Raw genomic sequence first — 24,771 nt, forward strand, 5'->3', positions numbered from 1 at the left:
TCGGTAAAAAATTATATTTTTGATAAAAATTAAACAGACTTTTAGTTTGTAAAAATGACCCCATTGAAAAAAAGCTTCCTATTTGCAGCGGTTTTGGTTAGTACGCTAAATTACAGTCAAGCCGTCAGAAAATACTCGAATGAGTTTATGAATATCGGCGTGGATGCGGCTGCATTAGGCATGTCTAATACTGTTGTGGCTACTACGAGTGATGTTAATTCGGGGTATTGGAATCCTGCAGGACTGATTCATCTGGAAGACCATCAGGTATCCTTGATGCATGCTAATTATTTTGCCAATATAGCCCAATACGATTATTTGGCCTACGCAAGTCCTATAGATGACCGGAGCGCTTGGGGAATTTCATTAATTCGTTTTGGTGTCGATGATATTTTAAATACTACCGAACTAATCGACAGCCAAGGTAATATTGACTACAACAGAATCAGTCTTTTCTCTACGGCCGATTATGGTTTTACTTTTTCTTATGCTCGAAAACTACCTGTTCCCGGATTTCAATATGGCGTAAACGCAAAAGTTATCCGACGAATCATTGGCAAATTTGCCAATTCCTGGGGCTTTGGTTTTGATGTCGGATTACAATTCGAAAAGAACAACTGGCAATTTGGATTAATGCTCCGGGATATAACCACCACGTATAACGTATGGAATATTGATGAAGACGAATATCAGAAAATTGCCAATTCTATTCCCGGAGAAAACCAAGAATTACCGGAGAGTACTGAGATTACGGCTCCAAAAGCACAATTAGGAATCGCTAAAAAATTCATCATTCGATATGATTACAGTATTTTGGCTGCTGCCAATATGAATATGCGATTTGCAAAAACGAATGATCTTATCTCCACCGATTTTGTCAGCATCGATCCGGCTTTAGGTCTTGAATTTGGCTATACTGATTTAGTATTTGTACGTGCAGGCGTGGGTAATTTTCAAAATGTACAACAACTGGATAACTCCGAAAAAGTGGGTTTTCAGCCTAATATTGGTTTGGGTTTCAAATACAAAGGCATCCAGATTGATTATGCACTCACTGATTTAGGCGACCAAAGTACAGCTTTGTATTCCAATATTTTTTCAGTTAAAGTAGATTTGGGAATGTTTAGAAATTAATTTAAAAACAACAATACCACAACAAATGGATATAGCTTCTTTAAAAAAAATAGTTCTTTTCATACTCTTGTTTTCAACTGCAAACTATAGTTTCGGACAAAGCATCCAATTATCAAAAAACACACAAGTCAGCGTGCTTACTTGCGGAACGGGGAATGAATCCTATTCTCTTTTTGGACATACTGCAATTCGAGTACACGATACGGTCAACGGAATTGATGTGGTATACAATTATGGCGCTTTTGATTTTAACACTCCTAATTTTGTTATGAAATTTATAAAAGGGGACTTGCAATATTTTGCCGTGGCACACTCCTACCCTGATTTCATTAATCAATATCAATATGAAAAAAGATCTGTTTATGAGCAGCAATTAAACATTCCATCCTCTTTGAAACAAAAACTATTTGACAATCTGAACACTTCATTGGCCTCAGGCGAAAGTCATTACACATACAAGTTTATTGATAAGAACTGTACATCGATGGTAGTTGACATCATCAACAAAACGCTAGACACTACCGCAATTGTAAAAAATGCAGATACCGACATCACTTACAGAACGATCCTTTATCCGTATTTTGACAATCACTTTTACGAAAAATTAGGGACAAGCATCATCTTTGGTAAAAAAGTAGACGGTTTAGGAACGCAACTATTTTTACCTTTTGAACTCCAAAAAAGCTTGGAAAAAGTTACTTTTCAGAATCATCCGCTGGCGCAGGAAAACAAGACACTACTAGAATTCGAGAATGAAGCTCCTGGCTCTTGGTGGAATAACATCTATACCTATATTATTTTTCTTGGGTTTGTGGTACTGATAAATAAGAAAAGTATCGATTTATTTTACCTCATCCTGATAGCGGTAATGGGTATGTTTTTTACTTTTGTCGGATTTTATTCGTCGCACTTGGAATTAGGATACAACTATAATGTTTTACTTTTCAATCCAACTTTAGTGGGGTTGCTTTATTTTTATTGGACAAAAAACAAAAAAGGAATTTACAATCTGGCAGTATTAAATATCCTGTCCTTAGGAATCTATTTCTTTGTTGTAATCAACAAAGCCCATTTTTTACTGGTATTACCATTATTAGTTACTAACGGAATTATTTTGGTCAGAATGGCAATGCAGAATAAAAAACGGATTCCAATTATCATTTAAAAATATTTTTTTTTAAATAATAATAATAATACTATTGCCCCCTATAAAACAAAACAGTGGTAATTGTTTTAAAAGCAATGTTTAAATCCAGAAAGATACTTCTGTGTTTGATATAATACAAGTCATATTGAAGCTTTATCAAACTGTCATCAATTGTCGCTCCATAAGCATAGTTCACTTGTGCCCATCCTGTAAGACCGGGCTTTATGATATGTCTTGTTTCATAGAAAGGCATCACTTCGGCAATTTCCTTTACAAAAAAAGGACGTTCCGGACGTGGACCAATAACGGCCATATCTCCTTTTAAGATATTTATAAATTGCGGAAATTCATCAATCCTGGTTTTTCGTAAAAACTTACCAAATACAGTTACTCGAGAATCATTTGTAGTGGTAAAAACAGCCCCGTTAGATTCGGCATTACTGACCATGGTCCTGAACTTTAAAATTTCAAATACCACGCCATCTTTACCAACACGTTCTTGGGTATAAAACAACTTTCCTCTGTTTCCTATTGCATTTCCTATCAATATAAATGGAAATAGCACAAGACCAATGGATAATCCAAGTACCGAAGCACTAATTTCAAAAATCCGGACTCCAATCAAGTACAACTTATTGTGATTGCTTCTGCTAAAAGGGAAAAATCGATAAAAATCCCTGGACATATAATGCACCGGAATACGTTGCGTTTTACTTTCATATACCTGCGTATATTCTCGAATTATAGCTCCGGATTCCAGTAAATGAAGTAATTGCTGATACAACTCAGCCGTAATTCCATCTGTTTTTTGGGAAGCAATTACAATTTCGGATATAGAGTTTTGTTTTACAAAAGAAAATAACGAATCTCGCTTTATATTTTTAACGTAGGGGTATTCGACTAGTTCATCTTCGGCAGCATCTGCGTTCACAAATGCAATTATTTTATAATGAGGGTCGATATACTCTAATCCGGATATCAACTCCTCTACCTGCTCTTTATCACAGATTAAAACTGCATTTTGTAAAAATCGATTAGACGCTAAAAATGCAACATAAAACATTCGCCATAAAAACAAAGCCAAAAACACAACAACATAAAACAATACAATCTGAATTCTTTTCGAAGGAAGTTCCGGCGAATAAATAGGCGTTAACAAGTACACTAAAACGGTCGTTGAAACGGTTAGAATAGAACTCTTTAGTACCTGAAATTGATTACTGGCAACCTGAAGATTATACATTTCGAAAATAGTTCCGAAAAGATTAATATAAACACCCAGAATTAGCATCCAATATAAATTCTTGGTTGATAAAATAAAATAATCAAAATCAAATATATTTCCTATAAAAAATAAAGAACCAAAAACAAAAAACACATCAAAAATGCGAAGAATCATCTTTCGTTCTGATATTTCAAAATGTATTTTATCGACTGAGAACATAAGTGGTATTTACGTTTAGGACTGCAATTTAATGCTTTTGCTTCGAAGTAAATTTAAGAAATGTTGATTTTTTTAACAAAATTTTAATAGGTAGCAATTTAATACAATAGGAATCCTGATAAGAGTTCTAAAAAAAGTGATTAGAGTGTTTTTTCAAGTGCTAAAATGTATCCACAACAGATACGGAACACATTTAAATAATAATAATAATAATAATAATAATAGCTCAACGACCACTGATCACTGATTACTGATTACTGATCACTGACCACTAAAAAACCAATCACTCTTCTTCATTCTTAACCTTCCTAGGACTCCCCAATTGCACATTCAATAAAGATAAAGAATACACAAAAGCAGGTGCCGCAGTACGCATCGCAGCATGATTAATGGTTAACAACCAAAAGACAACAAAACACAATAAGAACATATTGAACTTATTTTCTAAATATAAAACCAGAGGTGTGAAAAATAAAATTAGTAATGCTAATACTCCTAATGAACCATGCTCCGCTAACATACGGGTAATTTCATCGTGTGACAAAGCCGCCCCCGGGGTGTCTAATTTTCTAACTTCAACTCCTTTCCCAACACCTACACCAAAAATAGGATTCTTTAAAAAGATATTAATTTCATCCGTTGCTATTTCCTCTCTTCCCGTCAATTGACTTTTTTTTGCCCTTCCGGCGGCATCTTGATTCGCATACCGCTTATCAATAAGCCCACCTGTTTGAAACGATGTATACGACCACGTTGCTATTAGTGAAATTACTAATAAAACTATGATATAATTTAATTTCACCTTCCCTGCAAAATTAGATTTAAAATACAAAAAGAACAGTAGTAAGAAAATCATCAAAAATCCGGTAATCATTCCCCCACGAGAAAAAGTAATCATCCCCCTATACGTAATATTCAAGGCTATAAAAACATTGATTAAAATTTGAAATTTTGATTTACTATCCAATATGATACGGGAAAAAAAAACAAACATTCCCAAGCCAAGTATAGTGGCTACTTGATTAGGTCCATAGCCACCGGAAGTTTCATAATTAGATTGTGTACTGGTGATAATATCTCTAACATTTGGTGTATACAGAGTCAAATACACCATACAAGTTACAATTGGCAAACCCATACTTAACAAAATACTATTAGTGTCTTCTAATGAAATTTTTCGTCTATAGGTATATAAGGAAGCGATTCCCAGACAAACAGGACCAGATATATTAAAAGCAATGGCTTTTCGGATATCAGTACCTAAATCCAATGCAAAAGTTGAAATGACGATACTAGGAACCAATAATATTAAAAAAAGCCAATACGGAGCAGCACCTTTAGAAAATCCGCTAAAATACATCCCTATAAAAATAAAAACCATCACCCCATATTTAGAAATTTCATATAAGGGGTTACCATTCGTCATCCTCAAAAAAACTTCACTTCCTACGATATATGCAGCCGCAACAAGTGCTTCATTGTTTCTATTTTGGCTTTTAATGACATAATAAACACCAAAAATAAAAATGAAATACCCATATATTTTAGAAATAAAAGGAACAGCATACACTATTGCCCCAAGAACGACATGGAAAAGAATTAAAAACAAATAGGATTGATCCTCTTTTTTCATTTACAACTATTATTTAACCAATTTAAATACGCTGCAACGACAGCTTTTTTTGAATAATGATTCTGTACCTTTTTATGAAGTAAATTGCCAAACTCCTGTTTCAGAACTTCGCTCTTTATTAATTCAACCAACGCTACATAAAACAAATGCTCTTCTTGAGCGGCAACTAGAAAACCGTTTTTACCATTGGCCACCAAAGAAGACACTTCCCCTACATCAGTCACTACAACAGGTTTTTTTAACCATCCATATTCTAATAGCGCTACCGGTAAACCCTCAGATTTCGACGTTAAAACGCCAATGGCAGATTGTCGCAAAATATTTTCAACATCTTGTTTCGTGCCGTAAAGAAACACATTTTTTTCTAAAGCAAAAGCAACTATTAAATCCTTAATTTTTTGGGAATAGGCATCATTAAAATCTTTTCCAACCAAATGAAAAGTCCATTCTGGATGAGATACTTTTAGTTTACATGCTACTTTCAATAATAAAAAGTGATCTTTCTGTATTCTCAAATTAGCCAAGCACACAATACGTTTTCCATCAATTCCCTTTAATACAGTATGGGCTGCGCTATTATTCCCTTCAGAAGGAAAATTAGGTAAATAAACCGTATTTTTAAAATTCATTTTTTGTTCAGCCCAAACTTTCAATTTTTGGTTTACGACTATAATTCCACTAAAAAAAGGCAAAGCTATTTTTAAAGCACGGATTGGTCTTTTGGATAAAAACTCACTATCTCCATAATGGTCATGCCAGATTAATTGTAAATACGGACAACTTAGTTTTAATAAAAAAGCTATAAAAAAAGAAGTACTATGGACATGAACAACAGTTACCTTATGCTGCTTTACGTAATTCCTTAACTTGTACAGTGCTTTTAAATCAACTGCTTTTTTTCTGTTCAAAAACAAATACGATACTCCTTCACCAACCTGACTTAAAAGTGCCCCTTCTTTACGGCTTACCACCAATCCGGAAAACTCAATTGTTTGGGCAAGCGCATTAGCATAACTCACCGCCATACGCTCGGCCCCACCAGCCTCAAGAGAATCTATAATCTGAATAATCCTTATTTTATGATTGTCATGTTGCATCTTTCTTCTTGATTCTTGCCTCTTGATTCTTGCCTCTTGATTCTTGATTCTTTCTTCTTGATTCTTTCTTCTTGATTCTTTCTTCTTGATTCTTTCTTCTTGATTCTTTCTTCTTGATTCTTTCTTCTTTCTTCTTGATTCTTGTTTCCTTAATCTAACTATTACAGTTTACCGCTCCCAATTCTAACCCTTCAAACCTTAAACTTTAAACTTCAAACCCCTATTCAATTAACTCCTGTATCGCATCTTCAAAAACATCTAGTGTAAACCTTCTGGACCATTCCGCAGCTTTATTTCGTTTAGCATCATACTCGGTTTGATCATGTAAAACAACCGCTATTTGCGTACTATCTTTTTCTAAATCCCGCTGTAATAAAATCCCTCTATTTCCATAGTCCAACATATAGGGCACACAAGAAACGGAAGTAGCAATTGGGACACAACCCCAAAACATACCTTCGGCAATTACTTTTGGCCAACCTTCACTGTCTGAAGGCAAAATCACAAAATGACTGTCCTGATAGGCTTTCTTAACAATATCCTGTGTCTGGTTTCCTTGTAATGAAACAATCTTTTCTAACGCATGGGTTCTAATATAATCCTGCAGTATTTCTCGTTCCGGACCTTCACCGTAGACACTTAGCCGTACTGAATATCCTTTAAGATGCAAATTTTCCATTAATTGTATCGCATATAACGGATGCTTTCCTTTCACTAAAGCACCCACAAAAATAAAATCAACTATTCCAATCAATTTTTTTTGAACAATAGGTACTATCTCGTTTAATGCATAAGAAGCCGTAAAAAAAGGTTTAATATTTGAGGTCATTCCTTCCCACTCCCCATAAACCAAAACCTGTATGTTTCGGGTTAAAAAAGTATTCTTCAAAATCCATTGCTGTAATTTATAAGTCAAAGGTTGCTTCGATTTTGGATCCCAATTACCAGCGTATTTAGCTGACTTTGGCGTAAAGGGAAAAAGCATCTGAATAAAACAAGCTAACAACCCTATATTTCCGGGGCAACGCAAATGGATGTGATCAGCATTTTTCATCGCTTTAAAAAGAATCCAAATTAAGTTAGGAAGCTTCAATAAAGTGATAAAAATAGATTTAATAGACAAAACATCGAAACTTGGAACAGGCAAAAATTGTATATTTTGATGACTGTAAGAAATGTCTATTAGTGTTTTATTCCCTGAGAACAAGGGCGCAACAATTATTAGTTCATTGACATTTTTACCCCAAATATTCATTTCTTTGACATACGGAGCATAAGCATAATACTGATTGCTTTCTTTAATATGTGGAACATGGGTAAATAGTACAAACTTCATCTTTCAACTACTATGTTTCAAATCTTCTTTTAAATTTGACTCGCCATTTAATATTGAATCAACCACATATTTTGCTTGCGCTCCAGGAGTACAATAGGTATCGAAATAAAATTTACCCCTTGCTGCTATAACTTCATGATAATCAGAATCATCTACTACTTTATCCAAAACAGGTTTAAATTGGCCTGTTTTTTCTATAAAATGGACTTCAGCACCATGCATGAAATTATGAGGCAGTTCAATTTTAAAAGGAAATGATAATACAAATAAACCTTGATTTAAATATTCAGCTAATCTCCAACTCACCGCTCCACAAACGGCAGGATTATTTAAAGCAATTTTAGAGGTAGCGCTTAACTTTGAAAACATTTTCGGGGAATATCTCTCCTCATTAAGCTCATTATCAAATCCATAATTATTCCCATCAGAGCGGGGTATAAACCCTCCTTTAAATACTATTCTAGTATCTGTTTTACAGAATCGAATAAACTCAGCCCGAATATAGTTGGTTTCAGGTTCTTTTTTCCAAATATTAGAGGAAAAGAAAATAAAATTATCTTTTTTAAAACTTCTTTTATACTGTCCATATAAAGGTCTTCTTAATAGAATATATATTTGTTGTATTACATCTTTTAATTTCAAATAACGCAACAAATTTATCCCAAATACACGGCAATAAAGGGGCACAATATTAACGGGATAATGTGGATAAAGCGGTTTAACTTTGGGCTGTTTATACGAATCATGATCAAGGAGTTTATTGGTTACAAAATAAACACTGGCTATTTCATATAATTCTTGCTGTACTCCAGTAGGATCATCATTATCAATCACTGCAATTGCATCATCAACCTTAAAAATAAGAATTGGTTTATTGTTGAACTGAGTAAAATTACTGTCCATTTTAAATTTAACCTTAAATGCTTGATTCAATCCCAATAAATAGTAGGAAGAATAAAAATTAGGGATATTCAATAATTGAATTGTTTTCATAATATAATCTAGTCTATACCTATTTCGAACCGTATATTAAATACATTCCATTTAGTAAATATTTATTTAGGCTTGTTAAACCATAAACTCCACCAACCTACCGTTCTTCCTAAAGCTTCAGTCAAGGCCTCTTTTTTATTGTTAGTAGTAAGAACATTAGTGTATCGTATTCCCGTTAAAAGTAGAGTAATCGCATGCCATTTAAAACAGTCATTGAGTTCAGGACTGGGGTTTTTCGTACGCCACACATACCATCCATTACGCACTACCATTCTACCGTATTTATATTGATTAGGTCTTCCTGAGGCATCATGATAATGATTTAATTTCGCTGAAGTATTCAAATATAACTTTCCCATTTTTGCTACTCTCAAAGTAAAATCAGCGTCTTCATACAATCCATATCCTTCAAAATAGGTCGAAAAATGTAAACTCTTAAATACTTCTTTTCTAAAAGAGGAGACGCCGCCCATTAGCATCTCTACTTCATAGGTTTTACCACTTGGAGGTAAAAATCCCACACTACGGCCATGAGAGTACTGCGACGAATAACCCGGTGGACAATCACTATCCAATCCCAATTTTTTACGCAGGACAAAACGACTGCCGTCATTTTGCTTCCACCCGTCATAATAAAATTCTTTAATGGTTGGTTGATAATCATATCCAACAAATTGAAATTTATTCTCATTGTTAATATACCCTCCAACACCCAGAGCTTGCGGGTAATCCGTGTAGGTTTTTAAAATTTGCTCAAAATACTCCTTTTCTAATACCGTATCATCGTCTAAAAAACAAACAATGTCAATTCCGTCACTTACTTTTCCTACGCCATAATTGCGTTGCTTGGTAAGACCTCTATCCTCAGGCGCCACTAAATGATAGTGCACTTTTTTAAAAAAATTTTGATTTAAAACAGTAGCTGTGTCGGAATTCAGGGAACCATCAACAATTATAACTTCATCTGGATAAACCGTTTGCCCAACAACAGACTGCAACAATTGCAGAATAGGTTTCGGACGCATATAGGTGCAAATTATCAGAGCAAATTTCATTTATATTTTTTCTTTAAAAAGAGTAGACAGCGTTATAAAATAGGTTTCTCTGTTCAAAAATTGAAGCCACAAATTACGGTTATTAACTTGCATTTTTTCAAAATCTTCATCACTTATTTTTTGATGAAAATCAATTAATGCTTCACAAATGTTAGCATCGGCAGCAAGAACACAATGCTCTGTCCAATTGACAATCCCATCCAAAGGTAATCTAAAATCAGTAGCTATTACAAAAGGAATCCTTCCCATAGCTAGGGTTTCATAAAAGCGAACCGAATAATTTCCAGCACCCCTAAGGCAAAATGTATAGGGGTTGGTAGCTAAATTTTCAAAAAAATCTTGTGTCGTTTTTTGTTTGTCCTCAGTTGTTTTTGCTCCCGCACGATATTGGTTTCTAAAAACAAAATCAGTTTCAATGTGATTGTTTTTTTGCAATAAAGACAAGTACTTATAGCGTTTTATGCTGGAAGGATAAAAAGATTGGTAATCGGTAAAGAGTACTTTGACCAATCGCTTGTAATTGTGTAATAAAAAAACTAACACTTCTTTTACCCATTTAGACCCTGAATTGCTGGCATGACCTACAAATCCAATTTTAGGCAAGGCTTCTTTAGCAATGGGGTGAAATTTATTTTGAATAATGGCATAAGGATCTTCAATAAATGAAGGCAAAATAAAAGTATTAGTATCAAATTTTGAATTAAAACCACTCAATCTGAAGGTATAAACTTCTTTCTTTAAAGTCAATCCATAATCTCCAGCGGTATAAACCCACACTTTTTTATGCAATGCAAGGGCTTTGTCTATATACTCAAAAAGCCATTTCTCCTGTTTTTTTTGAAAATATTCACTGATATCTAATGGCACAATTACCACAACAGCGTCCTCTATTTTAGTTACTAACTCATATTCATTTAACAATTGCTGGTTTTTTGTATAACACAAATCAAACAACAACGGAAAAACACAGCGTCGGTTTTTCGGTGTAATAAAATGTTGGTCTGTGTAAATTTTCAGCATTAGCTTTTAGAGTATTATTTCCTGAAATTTGTATACGTAATCAAGCCTCTTTTGTGGGTATTGTATAAAAATAATTCCAAATAGAGTCGGAATGCTCTGGCTATCTTAATCCATTTTTTATTTAAGGGATACACGTTATTAGCAGCTATACTTTCGTTCACTAAAACCGATTGGCTTCCTTCAATTGTTGACGCCAAACGTTGATTGGTTATCCCTATTTTAGCATTAGATTTAAGGATACGAATAGCATATTCAGTTTCACCATACCTTCCGGAAGTCTGTTCTAAATAAGTACCAAATCTATGATAAAAACTTTTTCTTGTCACAAAAGGATGATCACTATATTGATAGTAATTCAGGAAAAAATTTTGGAATGAAAATTTTGGAATCAAGGAAATAGTAGCTGTCAAAGGAATTAATGTATTGAAAGGGGAATTTGAAGTAAACCGAATCATATCAACCTTTTCCTGTTTTAATAAATCCAAGCATTCCGATAAAATACTGCTAATTTGAGGAGCCAAAAGAAAATCTTCCTGACAATAAATAATATATTCTCCCTGACAGGCTTTGATACCCTTATTAATATTGGCAGCAAGTCCTTGATTTATTTCGGATAAAAGCAACTGATCAATAGCATAGTTTTGTATTGTTTCTAAATGTTTATCCAGGCTTGCATCGTCACACACTACAATCTCAGAATTTGCTACATCCAGGCTTTTTATAGCCGTTAAACATTGTAACAAATCATCGGGTCTATTGTAATGTGTAATAAGAAAACTGATTTGCTTTTTACTTATTTCCATACTTTATAATTTATTAGCCCAATAGTGACTCAGGTTCCATTTTTTTTCAAATTGGTTTAAAAACACAAGGTAATTCAAAACCGATTCTTTTTTTAGTAATTTAAAAAAGGAGACTAATTTGTAGCATAAAAGTTGTTGTTCTGTATAATGTTTCAAAAAAACATACATGATAGTAGGCGATGGTTTAGGTGGCATTTTTTCAGTATCCCACAATTGTTTCACTTTGATTCTAAACCCGCCCATAGGGGCTTTGAGGTGCAAAATACGTATTTCTGGGAAATAAATAATATCAAATCCACTGTTGCGCAATTGCATCCCAAAATCAATATCTTCTCCGTAACCAAACTCTAACGCCATATCAAAAGAGACGGTCGATAAACAACTTGCTTTTACGAAACTATTTCCGGATCCAAATATTCCCGACTGATTGGTAATACTGTATCGTTGTGGTTCATTTTGTTGTAGATAAGCTGTTGTAATCACGGAAGCTCCAAATTGCTGTATTTTATTTAAGAATGTTTCCAACAACTTTTCGTCAAAACGATTATCATCATCATTCAAAAATACCCACTCACTTTCTATTTGGCTTAAAGCCAAATTACGGGCATTACACGCACCAGCTTGATGGGTAAAAGTATGTTTGACATTAAAAGGCCAAGTTTGATTCGTCAAAAAATCCAACTCAGAAACACTATCCGGAAGCGAATTTTGTTCTACGATAATTACATTTACAGGCAGATGTGTTTGTTGTGCCAAATCTTGCAGAACAGCATGCAAATACTTTTTCCTACCAATGGTGGGAATGATAACATCAATTGTTTTTTTATCAACAACAGTCAAAGTAGATTGAACAGAAATAGCATCTAAGTTGAGTACTGTTTTTTTTCTATTTTTAAAAAACAATGAATACAAGAAAGGGAATATTGGGAATCGTTTTTCGAAAATAAGCAAATTCAAAAACAACAAAACAATCCAGCGTTTTTTATAGTGCTGTTTTACAAATCGAAACAAAATAAATAAATTGGCTTTTGGGGAAATAGAGTTTGGTGCATTTTTTAACAGTAATTGAGGTTCTGAATAACACAGTAAACCCAAAATCATTCCAACCTTTGACACTGAGTTTAAAAAATAATCAAAATTAGAATCTGCTTTTATAGTACCTCCAATCAATTTTAATGCTGAAGCATGAATAACTCCAACCTCACTGCTCATTAACCAAGTAGGATAAGTACACTTTTTATTGACTTTAATAAAAGGGGATTCTTCCACAAAGCCTATTCCTGTTCCTAAAAAACTTGTAGGAGACACACGATAAGAAAGCATCATTTTATCATGATGAAAAAGAGTCGCAATACCATCTATATTCAAACTATCTTCCAACAATTGATGACACCATACAATAGGTTTCTCAGGAAATTGATGAGCCAATACCATAAGCACTTCTGCTATACTCGAGTGTAAATCGAATATAATCAATTCGTTATGAACCGAAATAACTTTGGTTACAAGATTATTTTGATGATAAACAACAATCACAATTGATCAGTTATAGATTGACAAAAAAGAATGTTTTGTTGAACGATTTTTTCTATGTCAAAAATAGCTTCCACCCGTTTTCTAGAATTTCTTCCTATTGTCAGACAAAGGTTTGCATCCGCTAACAACTCCATAATTCTATTAGCATAAAGCAAATGATCTTGTGGATGAACCAGAAAACCACTTTCACCATCAACCATTAATTCTTGTGCCCAACCAATATTGGTATTAACCACCGGCTTTTGTAATGCCATAGATTCTATAGTCACCATCCCCAAAGTTTCAGCAAAACTAGGAAAAACACACACTTGTGCTTGTTTTATGTATTTTTGAACATCCTGATAAGGTATTTTTCCAAGATAAGTTACATTTTTCAAATCATCAATATCAAATTCTTTTTCTAGTATTTGCCATGTAGAACTAATCCCTGTTTGAACATCTGATGAATCTCCACCTATTAAAACTAGCTTTGCCTCAGGAAATTTTACCCTGACTTTATTAAAAATTTCAGGCAATTCAAAAACGCCTTTTTTTCTTATTATAGTACCAATATATAAAATTAAACCATTTTCAAAAATTTCAGGATTTAGGTTTTCAAAACGTTCTAATGCTAATCCGTAATGAATAGTTTGTATGGTTTTGTTTTTAATATCAAATAATTCTTGAGAAATTTTTCCCGCATAAGCAGTAGGCGCAATAAAGGCCTTGGCTTTTTGAGTAGCTAATTTTTCGAACCAATAGTTTTTCAATTTCTGATGACGCTTTTCAATATGGCAAAAATAAGTGTCACTACCATGAAACCGAATTACCAAGGGGGCTTTCAAACGCATAAAAGCAGTAATACCCGTCCAGTCCGGTGCTTCGACAGCATCAATTTGTTCAGAAAGGATGTATCTATTAAGGTACTTTTGAAGGTATTTTCGATGCCAATACCAACCCATGAATCGGTAAGTTCTGTTTTTTATCAAATGAATGGTAATTCCATCCTCGACAAATATCTCATTTTCTTGCTGACCATACACAAATACCGAAACTTTTACTTTTTTTTGAGCCAGAGCAACCACTAAATTCCGGATACTAGTACCTATACCGGCCGAATGAGATATTCGTTCATGAGGATATTCAGGAGTTAGAAAGGCGATATGCATATTAATTTTATTTGATTGATAAAATTACTTTTTGTGATTCCTGTTTTTTAATTAATCTCTTGGCAAAATTTTGAAATGGAATTTCTATTAGATAATAGGTTGCTGTTGAAATTACTACAGACAACGATAAAATAAGCGTAAATCTAATAATATAATCAATTAAAAAATGATCCGATAAATTCAATAAATGAAATTTAGCCAACCATGAAATCACTATAAAATGAACAATATAAATACTAAAACTAATTTTTCCTATGTATCGGATTATGGTATTGGAGAAAAAAGACAACTTACCTTCACTCAACAAATTCCCAAAAATAACAAAACCGATTCCAAAGATAATATGATTTAAATATAAAAAATCAAATCTACTACCTACTTGTAAAGGCAATAGAATCAAAAAAAGTAATATTCCTTTTCTAGATATTAATTTAAATCCCGCACTGTCTTCAATTAAAAAATACATCAAAATTCCTAAAGCAAAAATGGGCAACTGACTAGGTAAATAATAAAATAGAAATTCTCTCCACAAATACGGTTCGGAAATAAAAGTAAAAGAATAAAAGAATTCCTGAAATATTAGTTTAATCATTAAAGTTACATTTAAAAAAATAAAAGCTGAATTAGCGCTTTTTATTTTCAAAAATAGAAAAGGAAAAAGTCCATAAAACAACATTTCTACAGCTATTGACCATCCACCAGGAACTAAACTATTAATCCAAAAAGGACTAAAACCATGGAGAAAAAAGAAATTAGACATTATATTATAGATAGAAATAAGCGGTTGATTACCTAACCAATAAGGTACGTCAAAATACGATTCAAATACATAGTAAAAAATCCCTAAATAATAAATAGGGGCAATTCTAAAAAATCTCCTGATAAAAAAATTTCTTATAGGATGAGTTTCAACAAAACTCCTATTTTGATACGAACGAAACAAAGTAAAAGCACTGGCAATAAAAAAAAGCTGAACTCCTCGAGTACCTAAACTTAATAAAACTGCTATAAAATGAGGCATCTGTAGAACTCCTTTTTGCGAAGTATGATGCATTACTACCATTAAAATAGCAAGTCCTCTTATGGCATCTATATAATGCAATTTTTTGCCAATCATAAGCGTTTAAAAAAAATCATTTAAAATTATGGACGTAAACTTTCGTGCCCCCATATCATTCATATGTCCACAGGAGGAAAAATATCGATCCCCTTCCACCGCTTTTTCATAATTATGAATTTCAGGATAGAGTTCCTGTACTTTTTCAAAATAATCCAATCCCTTGGTATTGGTACACATGGGTGTCATTATGGCAATCAATTTTATATTGTTGGCTTTACAAAGCTGTTTAATTTCTTCATAATATTTATTACGCAAAGGTTTTAAATTAGTAATATCGTTTTTCATATTGGCATTTGGATTTTTACCCAAAGGGTAATACCCTAAATGATCCAAAAGCTTCGTTGGTTTATCAATAGCAACATTATAAATTTCCCTAAACCCAATCTTGCTATCATATACAACATACCTGTAAAAAGGCAAAAAATACAATTGTTTGAAATCTGCCTCCTTTGAAAAATGATGACGAATGGCTTCAGAATCATGGATAAAAGGAAGAAAATAAGACGAAACACCATCATCTCGCTTTTCATTTGATAAATTTAAATCAGCCTCTAATATTACATTCTTAATAGTATACTTTCGTTCCAACATTAGTTTTAATAGCAAAGAAGCTTCAAATAAATGACCTCCGCTCATCCCAAAATTAAAAGTCTTCAATCCCTTATCTTCAAACATCGGAGCAACAAAATGATTGTTAGCCCGGGAAGAGCCTAAAATCACAACATCATAATTGCTAGCCTTTGAACTGTAAACATACTCAATTTTACCCCTGTTAGAAGATCGTAAATATACTTTTGTATAGGCAAAATCTAATACAACTAACACAAAAAAGGTCAGCAAAAGTATTTTGATTGTAAAAATTAAAAATCGTTTCATCTAAAATTCTAATATTATAATTATTGAAAGCGCTCGCTTTTACAACTCGACTATATTGGACTTTGTAACTCGACTTTTCTTGTCAAGTCGAGCGCAGTCGAGACGACTTCTATTCCTAAACGAATCTCGACAGTAGCCCGTCCTAAGCGAAGCCGAAGGACTCGATTTGACATCGCACCCATTCTTGTCACGTCGAGCGCAGTCGAGACGACTTCTATTCCTAAACGAATTTCGACTGTAGCCCGTCCTGAGCGAAGCCGAAGGACTCGATTTGACATCGCACCCATTCTTATTATGTCGAAAGTTTATAATAAGCGATGACGAAGTACAGTCGAGACGCTTTAGTACTTCGAAAGTGTATAATAAGTAGAAACGAATTACAATCTAGATCTTCCTTACAATCAATCTCCTTACTAATATCAAAATTGAAAGTAAATAAATTCTTTATAATCAGAATAGGTTCCTAAAGCAACGATAGCTGCAATACATAATGCTAATTTAAGACTACTGTATCTTCCAGAAATGGGTTCCACCTGCGTTCGGCTGTTCCACTCAACTACTACAAAAATGCCGGTCAACAAAACAATTTCATAATTATACCGCTCATTTTCTAAATACTGCGGTAAAAAACGCTGATTCGTAAAAATACGACCAATATAATCAAAAGCATCTCCTATCGATTTTGCCCTGAAAAAAACCCAGGCCAAACAGGTTAATGAAAAAGTACTAATCATACTTAAAATTACTTTAAAAGAGTTCCAATTCCAATACAATGAAACCGTTTCCATATTAGACCGATTCTTTTTTAAAAGCAGCAACGGTAAAAAATACAGCGCATTAATAAATCCCCAGGCAATAAAAGTCCAATTCGCACCATGCCAAAACCCACTAACCAAAAAAATCACAAAGGTATTTCGAATTTTCATCGCCATACCACCACTACTTCCTCCCAAGGGAATGTACAAATAATCCCGAAACCAAGACGATAGCGAAATGTGCCATCGACGCCAAAACTCAGCAATATCACGAGAAAAATAGGGATAATTAAAATTACGTAACAAATCGATTCCAAATAATTTTGACATTCCCAAAGCCATATCCGAATAACCCGAAAAATCACCATATATCTGAAACGCAAAATAAACGGCTCCCAATAACAATGACAGCGAATTCATGGATTCGTAATTATCAAAAATAGCATTCGCATACGTAGCACAAGTATCAGCAATAACTACTTTTTTGACCAATCCCCAGATAAACTGATAGATTCCTTCTTTGGCTTTTTGATAGTCAAAGTTACGTTTCAATTTTACTTGTGGCAATAAATGCGTGGCTCTCTCTATGGGGCCGGCAACAAGCAATGGAAAATAACTGACAAACAAAGAATAGTCCACAAAGTTGTATTCAGCTTTTATACGCTTTAAATAAATATCAATAACATAGGATAATCCGTGAAAGGTATAGAACGAAATACCCACAGGTAAAACTACATTCAGCAACAAAGGACTTGTTTGTAATCCAAATCCATTCAATAACTCAGAAAAAGAATCAGCAAAAAAATTGTAATATTTAAAAACGCCGAGAAAACCAAGGTTGATACTGATGCTCAACCAAAACCAAAATTTACGTCCAGTCTCAGTTTTTGCTTTTTCGATTCGAATACCAGTGTAATAATCCAAAAAAGTAGAAAAAACCAATAGAAATAAAAAACGCCAATCCCAACAGGAATAAAAATAATAACTCGCTACAATAAGTAGGGCATTCTGGGTACTTTTAGTTTTATTAAAAACAAACCAATACAACACAAATACGATAGGTAGAAATATAGCGAAGGATAGAGAATTGAAAAACATGCTAAATTTTATTTTTATTATTTATTATTTTTTCCACTAAAATATCAGTGAATTTACTTGCCCCCATTTCATTCAAATGAAAACAATTAACAAACATAGAATCCTCTTCTATAGCATTAGAAAAATCATATAAATTTGGGATTTTAGTTTTTAATTTTTTTATGTAATCCAAATTTTTGGTATGTTTACAAAAAGGAGCACAAAAGAAGACAATTTTTATATTGTTTGCAGCACCATATTCTTTTATTTTTTCATAATAAGGACTATGTGATGCGATAGAAGCTGGTAAAGAAAAATGTTTCGTGTGTATACTTTCATTGATTCTTGGTGCCAAAGGACTATATCCTTTCTTTTCTACCACCGTTGTTTTCTTCCCAACCAAATTAGCAAAAACATCCCTGAATCCAATCTTTTGATCGCTTCCGCAATATCTTATAAAGGGAACATAGTACAGGCTAGGGTCTTTTCCTATATAATCAAGCAAATAATCTTTTGTTACTGGATTATCCTTGACAAAAGGGGTCATTTCATACGGTAAATTAATCGAGTGCCCATTAATGTCAAAGATATAATCAACTTGAATAAATACGGTGTCAGAGACAATAGCATACGACTTCAATAATTGCAAAACCGTAAAAATATCTCCTAGTTTAGCAGCTTCATACCCTAAATTAATGCATTTTTTTTTAGTTTTATTTTCTACAATAAATGGATCAATTCCATTTTCAACTCTTGATGAACCTAAAAATATATAATTAACTTTTGTACTTTTTAGACTTCTTAAATACTGGAATTTAGTCCTTGGCTTAGCATTTTCATAAATAGTGGTATACGTAAAATCGAGTACCAACAGTAGCATTAGAGTTACAATTAAAACACCAATAATTTGAATTACAAATTTTTTCATAAAGGACTAAAAGTAATAATTCAAATTTTTATCTTTTTAAAATTGCATCAATACCATCCCATATCTTCTCTGAAGCTTGTGTTGGGGCTAGACCAGCCACAATTGCATACCATTTTTTCCCTTCTGAAACATTTGATAAATTTCCTTCCAAAATTTCATGGACTAAATCTTCCAACTGTTTTTTATCGGTACAAAACACTGCTGCTTCAGTACTGGGCATACTTCTAAAATGAACATACTTATAATTTTGTCCGATGTCCCGAATACCTTTTTTTAATTGAGGTTGCTCGTAATTGAAGTAAATACAAGGTTTTTCATGAGCCACAAAATCAAAAACTGTTGAGGAACATACATTGGTTACCAATTCAGAATGCGCGCAAACATTATACAAGAGCGCTAAATCTTCTATAGTAGGCAAAATTTCGTTCCATTGTTTTCCCATAGGTTTCCAGATAGGATCTATTGCGACAATTACATCAGCATTAGCAGCAAGAACTGCATCATATCTACTGGTAGTGTCAACAGGGCATTTTCTGTAGATAATTCCCAGATTTTTACCTTTAGCATTTAAACTGCGTACTGCATGAGCCAAATCTTCTAAATAATATTGATCTAAAGGCGAAGTAGTTTCATCATCACCGGAATAACAAATGTATTTTTTATCAACATCCAAATGATGCTCGGCACAAAACGCAGCTCTTTCTTGAAGCAATCGGCTGTCGTAATGCGGCTCAAACTGAGGTGTCCCAGTTACAACAACTTGAGATTCCTTGACAAATGGGTAGTATTTTAAAACCTCCGATTTCATTAAAGCACTCCAAACAAAATAGTAATCCGTTTCAACCACTTGCATCGCCTTAGGTACATTGTCCCAAGAATAGACAAAAGCCACAGTAGGAATTCCTAAATCTTTAGCAGCCAATAAAGCACTTATGGATTGCGTAGCCCGTTGCGTAGTGCAAAACACCAAATCCGGTTGATGTTCTTCCAACTGTGCTTTACAATAGTGGTATTTTTCGGTCGAACGTTCTAAACTATTGATCCGTTTTCGGATACGGACTATCCCTTTTTCCGAGGAATTCAGTCCTATTAACAACTTTGTATAAAGCGTTATCAATGTATTTTTTAACCCAGTATAGCTAAAAGGAAATTTATAGGTAGGATACACGTCATCCATAAACTTCTTTTGAGAAACATTCAATTCAATGTGTTTCCTAATTCTAGAATAGATTGGAGTTAAGCGATTTATTCTATGGTTGTCAATTTTTACCTCATCATAACCCAACTCCTCTTTTAAAGAAAAAACGGTATTATTCCAATAGACAATCTGATGTCCTTTTTGCTCTCCTAATGCTTTGAATTGGGTAAACGCAAAATTACGCAACCCCACCCCATCGGGGAAAAAAACAAATATTTTTTTACTCATAAATTATCTTAGAAACGTATGTATAAAATGTGAAATACATTTTTTAAATAAACTTTACTCCCCTATACTTTCCTATTCTTCAACTTATCTCTTTGCACTTGTTCAATAGGCAAAATATCCTTTGATTTAAAGGATAAAGCGCTATGAACTGCGTTTAAATCTCGTGATAATTTCCGTAATCCCATAGGTTCTAATGACGCAGCATGATCGGTCCCTTTCCAGGTACGATCAATCGTGTAGTGTCTTTCAATAATGTTGGCGCCCAAGGTGTAGGCTGCTATATCTACCGCTATTCCTAAATGATGTCCGGAAAAACCAATATGTTTTACAGTGTTTCCATATTTTTGCTTTAGCAAATTAATATCTAACAAACACACATCCTCAAAAGGTACTGGATAGCCTGAAGTACAATTATACAACACCAAGTCTTTATTCCTGCCTTTTTCAACAAAATAATTGACTAGCGTATCCGCTTCGTCTTTAGTGGTCATTCCGGTCGAAATATGAATTTCTCCTTTATAATGATCACACAACCAACCCAACATTTCAAAATTATTATTACAGGCAGAAGGTATTTTTATAAATTCTGGTTCCAGTGAAGCTATTTCTTTGGCCGAAGTCGTGTCCCAAACTGAGGTGGAATAGGTAATCCCTATGGATTCACAATAGTCCTTTAACTCCTGATGCTCATTCACATCAAACTCTAAGAATTCCCTGTGCGCACCATACGTATCTCCGTATGAATTACTGGCATTAGGATGCGGTGCGTTGTATTGCGCCTCTGTCAATAATTCGATATTGTTTCTTTTTTGAAATTTTACCGCATCAACATTACAAAATATCTTGGCAATCTTTATCAGTTCTTTTGCAATTGCCATATCGCCTTTATGATTACAGCCAATTTCAGCAATTACGTAAGGTTTTTTAAACTCAGTCATATCTTTTATTATACTTTAATACCATTTCACAAACTTCTCTAATAGCTCCGGCTCCGGAAGCAGTACCTAGTACAAAATCAGCGTTTAATTTCACAACAGCAGTCGCATTTACCGGAGCAAAAGACCAGCCAGAACTGCACATATTAGTCAAATCATTCACATCATCACCTACATAAGCAACCGCACCAAAACTACTGTTTTTAGTGGCCAGGAATTGCTTTAAAAAAGAATATTTATCCTTGACACCAAAAAACGCCTCTTTAATTTCGAGCTTCGCCATACGTTGTGCAACCAGTTTAGAATTTTCAGAAGTCAACGTGATCACTTCCACATTATTTTCTCTTAAAATTTCTAATCCCATACCATCACGCATATCAAACTTTTTGGCCATTTCTCCCGCTTCATTATAATAGACTCCTCCATCTGTAAAAACACCATCAACGTCCAGTACCAAGTATTGAATTCTTTGATTGGTTTTCATTGCTTTTTGTCGTTCCATCAGTAGATTTTCAACAATATTCCAATCAGAAAGACTATCAATCTCCATCAACGTTTCCTCCGGCATCTCTACCAATCCAATAGTACCACTTACTCTATTTTTCGAATGTAGAAAAAGTTCTTTTTTAGTGGCATATACGGCACCATTTTCTATTAACAATCCTTCAAAATCTTGTCTTCTGGGCCTGTTGAATACATCATAATTTTGTGGGGTGCCCTCACTGTTCCAGGTAAAACGATGTGTTTTTACCACACTAAGTGCAGTATCAAATTTTTCTAAGATGATTTTATCCAATACTTTATTGATATCTACCGCCATTGTCAACGGGGAAGTCGCTTGAAGCAAACATAAAACAGCATAATCATGATTAATTTTCTCAGAAAACTCCATCATGGTACTCTCCGTAGAAGCAGTATCATTGGCGTTTTCTTCGTTACGAAGTAAAGCAAAAACCTTAGTGGTCCAGGAATATTCTCGCTCTACATAACTAATGATTTCCGTATCGTTTGTAAACACATAAACGGCATCCAAATCAGAAAAAATAGCTTCAGTAAGTACCCAGGAAAACAAGGGACGTCCCAACATTTTCTTTTTATTTTTCCCCGGAATTCCTTTAGAATCTTTGCGAAGCGGAATGATACCTATTTTTTTCATTTTGTAATTTTTTATTGAAAAACCAAATATACAGATTTAGAAATTTAAAATAATCCATTGATATTAATTCGTACCATCAAAATTTAAAAAATCCTTTTAAACTAATTTTAAGGATTCCAATAAATTTTTGTGCTTTTCAATTCTTGATAATTAGTATATTCATTAATGGACAAGGAATCTCTATTTTTCAAAATTAAAGGCATAGACCAAACTAAATCAAACAGAGCCAAAACAATTGCTAGCAAGGCCTTAAAATCACCCTTTAAAACTTTCATCTTAAGTTGAATCCATAGTGAATATGCCATTTTCTTAGGAATAAGATGCAGTGGATCAAATAAAAAAAATAAAAACCAACCTGCTCGTAAAGAGCGTCTCAATCTAATCGTATAATCAGAATTATTTTTTCTGGATTTCAAGCTTACTCTATGGTGGACTAAAACGTCTGGCAAATAATGTACCTCCCAATTTTTTTTAAACAAATGGTAGGAAGCAAAATTTTCTTCTCCATAAAAAACAAACCAAGCAGGATAATTAGGAATGTTTTTCCATGCTGATATGCGCCACACATGACCACAACCTACAAATCCCTGTACTCGCTCTGGAAGTTCACTGGAAGTTAATAAAGCTGGAGTTGACAAACCCCAATATATTCGTAATGCAATCAAACCACATTTAGGATTTGATTCGAAATAGTTACAAATAGCTTCTAATGGATATTCAGTAATAAAATGAGCGTCATCATCTAATGAAATTGCATAATCCGCTTGTGTGCTATTTAACATTTCATTCCTACAATAAATGAGGCCTTTAGATACTGAATTCCTTTTTAGTATTATTGTTGGGTAATTTTCAACCACAAATTCGTAAGTACCATCTGATGAACCGTCATCATAAACAATACATTCTACAGATATATTATCAATCAAATAACCTATCTTATTTAAAGTCAATTCTAAGTCTGACCGTCTATTTTTAGTACAAATAAGGATTGATACTTGCATTTAGAGTAGGTTAACGTTTTGGTACAAAGCTATAATTTTTGATTGGAGTTTCGCTCTATTAAAATGCGCATCAACATAGTTAACATTATATCGTTGTGCTGTTTCTCGCAAGACTACTCTAGTTAATCCCTCGATAATTAAACGGGCTATTTCGGCCGTATCAAAAGGATTTTCGATCAAAAAACCATTTACACCATGGGTTATGACCTCCTCAGATACAGCACCTGGGTTGGATTGTATAGGAAATGCTCCCATACCCATGGCTTCGACAGAGCTAGTTGGTAACCCATCTGACAAACTATTGGCGATATGAATCGCACTTTGTCCCATATACCCTAACAAATCTGCATTGGCTACAAATTGTCCTCTTTTATAAATCGTTACATCTAGGTTTGTAAAAAACGAATTATTCGCAATAGCATCGGCTACTACTTGATCGCAGCTGTACACTATAATTTTATAATGTTGTAGGACCGCAAAAGAAACTAGGGCTAGCGCCTCGATAATCTCGCAGGCTTTCCCTACCCCATCATCGTATCCTTTTATAAGAATCGTATTTCTATCATTAACTGCTTTAATTTTGGTTTTATCAATATCTAAACCTCCATTTCCAATATACACACCCAACAATTCATTTACAAATCCATTATTTTTTGCAATTTCATAATCTCGCTTGCAATCGGTAATGATATAATTTATTCGCCTCAAAAACGATTGGAATTTTGTTTGTGGAATCCCAATTTCTTTATGATAAAAAATATCACTACCCCATGAGGAATAAACAAAAGGAATTTCCTTGTATTTTTGCATGCTGTCTAAAATAGGGAGACCTCCTAATTTCATTTCAAAACAATGTACTATATCTGGTTTGATTTCTTCTAACTTTTGCTCAAAAACATCTTGAATAGACCGCTCGTTATACCATTGCATAGTCTCATACAAACTGGGAAAAGCCTCCTTGATGCGGTTTCGAAAAGGAAAATCCCACCTCAGTTTCCAACCTTTAATTTGATTTACCCATTTAATTCTTTCTACCTTTGGACCACCATCGGTACTATCAAACCAGTACACCTCGAAGCCAACCCCTTCCAATTGGTTGACCCATTGAAAAAAATGATGATTAGGTATGGAAACCATTAGTATTTTCATGT

At 33.7% G+C, this 24,771-nt stretch carries 21 protein-coding genes; 2 read left to right on the forward strand and 19 right to left on the reverse strand.

Translation table 11 applies throughout. From position 1 onward, the window contains the following. The first annotated feature begins 63 nt into the window (after positions 1 to 63). A complete protein-coding gene (locus QLS65_RS11690) occupies positions 64 to 1,134 on the forward strand; it encodes a putative type IX sorting system protein PorV2 (protein ID WP_487046847.1) in 1,071 nt (356 codons plus the stop codon). A 25-nt stretch (positions 1,135 to 1,159) separates the two neighbouring features. Continuing rightward, entirely contained in the window at positions 1,160 to 2,299 is a 1,140-nt protein-coding gene (locus QLS65_RS11695) for a lipoprotein N-acyltransferase Lnb domain-containing protein (RefSeq protein WP_282717874.1), read from the forward strand. 31 nt (positions 2,300 to 2,330) lie between these two features. Here the strand turns inward: QLS65_RS11695 and QLS65_RS11700 are convergent, their stop codons facing one another. From QLS65_RS11700 to QLS65_RS11790, 19 genes are all read right to left on the reverse strand, one after another. After that, positions 2,331 to 3,725, reverse strand: coding sequence for an exopolysaccharide biosynthesis polyprenyl glycosylphosphotransferase (locus QLS65_RS11700; RefSeq protein WP_282717876.1), 1,395 nt, complete (start codon positions 3,723 to 3,725; stop codon positions 2,331 to 2,333). Positions 3,726 to 4,008: 283 nt separating this feature from the next. Then, the gene (locus QLS65_RS11705) at positions 4,009 to 5,358 is read right to left on the reverse strand and encodes an O-antigen ligase family protein (RefSeq protein WP_282717878.1); all 1,350 of its coding nucleotides are present in this window, start codon (positions 5,356 to 5,358) and stop codon (positions 4,009 to 4,011) included. Then, a complete protein-coding gene (locus QLS65_RS11710) occupies positions 5,355 to 6,455 on the reverse strand; it encodes a glycosyltransferase (protein ID WP_282717884.1) in 1,101 nt (366 codons plus the stop codon). Before QLS65_RS11710 ends, QLS65_RS11705 begins: the two co-directional genes overlap by 4 nt. A 220-nt stretch (positions 6,456 to 6,675) precedes the next feature. Continuing rightward, positions 6,676 to 7,791 (reverse strand): glycosyltransferase family 4 protein, encoded by a 1,116-nt coding sequence (locus QLS65_RS11715; RefSeq protein WP_282717888.1) that lies wholly within the window; start codon positions 7,789 to 7,791, stop codon positions 6,676 to 6,678. A 3-nt stretch (positions 7,792 to 7,794) separates the two neighbouring features. Further along, positions 7,795 to 8,694 carry a hypothetical protein gene (locus QLS65_RS11720; protein WP_282717890.1) on the reverse strand — a complete coding sequence of 300 codons (900 nt, stop codon included), beginning with the start codon at positions 8,692 to 8,694 and terminating at the stop codon, positions 7,795 to 7,797. A 152-nt stretch (positions 8,695 to 8,846) separates the two neighbouring features. Further along, positions 8,847 to 9,839, reverse strand: coding sequence for a glycosyltransferase family 2 protein (locus QLS65_RS11725; RefSeq protein ID WP_282717892.1), 993 nt, complete (start codon positions 9,837 to 9,839; stop codon positions 8,847 to 8,849). Continuing rightward, positions 9,840 to 10,859, reverse strand: coding sequence for a hypothetical protein (locus QLS65_RS11730; protein WP_282717894.1), 1,020 nt, complete (start codon positions 10,857 to 10,859; stop codon positions 9,840 to 9,842). It abuts the gene before it with no gap. Between the two features lie 14 nt (positions 10,860 to 10,873). After that, on the reverse strand, positions 10,874 to 11,662 hold the full coding sequence (locus QLS65_RS11735) for a glycosyltransferase family 2 protein (protein WP_282717896.1): 789 nt from the start codon (positions 11,660 to 11,662) through the stop codon (positions 10,874 to 10,876). A gap of 3 nt (positions 11,663 to 11,665) precedes the next feature. After that, positions 11,666 to 13,198 (reverse strand): glycosyltransferase family 2 protein, encoded by a 1,533-nt coding sequence (locus QLS65_RS11740; RefSeq protein ID WP_282717898.1) that lies wholly within the window; start codon positions 13,196 to 13,198, stop codon positions 11,666 to 11,668. Beyond that, the gene (locus QLS65_RS11745; protein ID WP_282717900.1) at positions 13,195 to 14,346 is read right to left on the reverse strand and encodes a glycosyltransferase family 4 protein; all 1,152 of its coding nucleotides are present in this window, start codon (positions 14,344 to 14,346) and stop codon (positions 13,195 to 13,197) included. Before QLS65_RS11745 ends, QLS65_RS11740 begins: the two co-directional genes overlap by 4 nt. A gap of 7 nt (positions 14,347 to 14,353) precedes the next feature. After that, on the reverse strand, positions 14,354 to 15,463 hold the full coding sequence (locus QLS65_RS11750) for an acyltransferase family protein (RefSeq protein WP_282717902.1): 1,110 nt from the start codon (positions 15,461 to 15,463) through the stop codon (positions 14,354 to 14,356). 6 nt (positions 15,464 to 15,469) lie between these two features. After that, positions 15,470 to 16,342, reverse strand: a complete 873-nt coding sequence (locus QLS65_RS11755; RefSeq protein ID WP_282717904.1) for a hypothetical protein — start codon at positions 16,340 to 16,342, stop codon at positions 15,470 to 15,472. 419 nt (positions 16,343 to 16,761) lie between these two features. After that, complete coding sequence (locus QLS65_RS11760; protein WP_282717907.1) at positions 16,762 to 18,195, reverse strand: MBOAT family O-acyltransferase; 1,434 nt, start codon at positions 18,193 to 18,195, stop codon at positions 16,762 to 16,764. A 1-nt stretch (position 18,196) separates the two neighbouring features. Further along, positions 18,197 to 19,102 (reverse strand): hypothetical protein, encoded by a 906-nt coding sequence (locus QLS65_RS11765; RefSeq protein ID WP_282717914.1) that lies wholly within the window; start codon positions 19,100 to 19,102, stop codon positions 18,197 to 18,199. 28 nt (positions 19,103 to 19,130) lie between these two features. Continuing rightward, positions 19,131 to 20,528, reverse strand: coding sequence for a glycosyltransferase family protein (locus QLS65_RS11770; RefSeq protein ID WP_282717920.1), 1,398 nt, complete (start codon positions 20,526 to 20,528; stop codon positions 19,131 to 19,133). A 62-nt stretch (positions 20,529 to 20,590) separates the two neighbouring features. Beyond that, a complete protein-coding gene (locus QLS65_RS11775) occupies positions 20,591 to 21,466 on the reverse strand; it encodes an N-acetylneuraminate synthase family protein (RefSeq protein WP_282717922.1) in 876 nt (291 codons plus the stop codon). Continuing rightward, entirely contained in the window at positions 21,459 to 22,619 is a 1,161-nt protein-coding gene (locus tag QLS65_RS11780) for an acylneuraminate cytidylyltransferase (protein ID WP_282717923.1), read from the reverse strand. Before QLS65_RS11780 ends, QLS65_RS11775 begins: the two co-directional genes overlap by 8 nt. Positions 22,620 to 22,726: 107 nt before the next feature. Next, positions 22,727 to 23,620: a glycosyltransferase family 2 protein gene (locus QLS65_RS11785; RefSeq protein ID WP_282717924.1), complete on the reverse strand. Its 894-nt coding sequence runs from the start codon at positions 23,618 to 23,620 to the stop codon at positions 22,727 to 22,729. Then, positions 23,621 to 24,769, reverse strand: coding sequence for a glycosyltransferase family 4 protein (locus tag QLS65_RS11790; RefSeq protein ID WP_282717926.1), 1,149 nt, complete (start codon positions 24,767 to 24,769; stop codon positions 23,621 to 23,623). Positions 24,770 to 24,771 lie beyond the last annotated feature (2 nt).

Source organism: Flavobacterium algoritolerans (assembly GCF_030010385.1).
In the GTDB taxonomy this organism is placed as follows: domain Bacteria; phylum Bacteroidota; class Bacteroidia; order Flavobacteriales; family Flavobacteriaceae; genus Flavobacterium; species Flavobacterium algoritolerans.

Excerpts from the sequence above, each read along its gene's own strand:
- QLS65_RS11780 (WP_282717923.1), bottom strand. The coding sequence starts at position 22,619 with ATGAAAAAAATAGGTATCATTCCGCTTCGCAAAGATTCTAAAGGAATT.
- QLS65_RS11735 (WP_282717896.1), bottom strand. The coding sequence starts at position 11,662 with ATGGAAATAAGTAAAAAGCAAATCAGTTTTCTTATTACACATTACAAT.
- QLS65_RS11750 (WP_282717902.1), bottom strand. The coding sequence starts at position 15,463 with ATGATTGGCAAAAAATTGCATTATATAGATGCCATAAGAGGACTTGCT.
- QLS65_RS11700 (WP_282717876.1), bottom strand. The coding sequence starts at position 3,725 with ATGTTCTCAGTCGATAAAATACATTTTGAAATATCAGAACGAAAGATG.
- QLS65_RS11705 (WP_282717878.1), bottom strand. The coding sequence starts at position 5,358 with ATGAAAAAAGAGGATCAATCCTATTTGTTTTTAATTCTTTTCCATGTC.
- QLS65_RS11765 (WP_282717914.1), bottom strand. The coding sequence starts at position 19,102 with ATGAAAAAATTTGTAATTCAAATTATTGGTGTTTTAATTGTAACTCTA.
- QLS65_RS11730 (WP_282717894.1), bottom strand. The coding sequence starts at position 10,859 with ATGCTGAAAATTTACACAGACCAACATTTTATTACACCGAAAAACCGA.
- QLS65_RS11775 (WP_282717922.1), bottom strand. The coding sequence starts at position 21,466 with ATGACTGAGTTTAAAAAACCTTACGTAATTGCTGAAATTGGCTGTAAT.
- QLS65_RS11695 (WP_282717874.1), top strand. The coding sequence starts at position 1,160 with ATGGATATAGCTTCTTTAAAAAAAATAGTTCTTTTCATACTCTTGTTT.
- QLS65_RS11715 (WP_282717888.1), bottom strand. The coding sequence starts at position 7,791 with ATGAAGTTTGTACTATTTACCCATGTTCCACATATTAAAGAAAGCAAT.
- QLS65_RS11710 (WP_282717884.1), bottom strand. The coding sequence starts at position 6,455 with ATGCAACATGACAATCATAAAATAAGGATTATTCAGATTATAGATTCT.
- QLS65_RS11755 (WP_282717904.1), bottom strand. The coding sequence starts at position 16,342 with ATGAAACGATTTTTAATTTTTACAATCAAAATACTTTTGCTGACCTTT.
- QLS65_RS11720 (WP_282717890.1), bottom strand. The coding sequence starts at position 8,694 with ATGGACAGTAATTTTACTCAGTTCAACAATAAACCAATTCTTATTTTT.
- QLS65_RS11790 (WP_282717926.1), bottom strand. The coding sequence starts at position 24,769 with ATGAAAATACTAATGGTTTCCATACCTAATCATCATTTTTTTCAATGG.
- QLS65_RS11770 (WP_282717920.1), bottom strand. The coding sequence starts at position 20,528 with ATGAGTAAAAAAATATTTGTTTTTTTCCCCGATGGGGTGGGGTTGCGT.
- QLS65_RS11785 (WP_282717924.1), bottom strand. The coding sequence starts at position 23,620 with ATGCAAGTATCAATCCTTATTTGTACTAAAAATAGACGGTCAGACTTA.
- QLS65_RS11760 (WP_282717907.1), bottom strand. The coding sequence starts at position 18,195 with ATGTTTTTCAATTCTCTATCCTTCGCTATATTTCTACCTATCGTATTT.
- QLS65_RS11745 (WP_282717900.1), bottom strand. The coding sequence starts at position 14,346 with ATGCATATCGCCTTTCTAACTCCTGAATATCCTCATGAACGAATATCT.
- QLS65_RS11725 (WP_282717892.1), bottom strand. The coding sequence starts at position 9,839 with ATGAAATTTGCTCTGATAATTTGCACCTATATGCGTCCGAAACCTATT.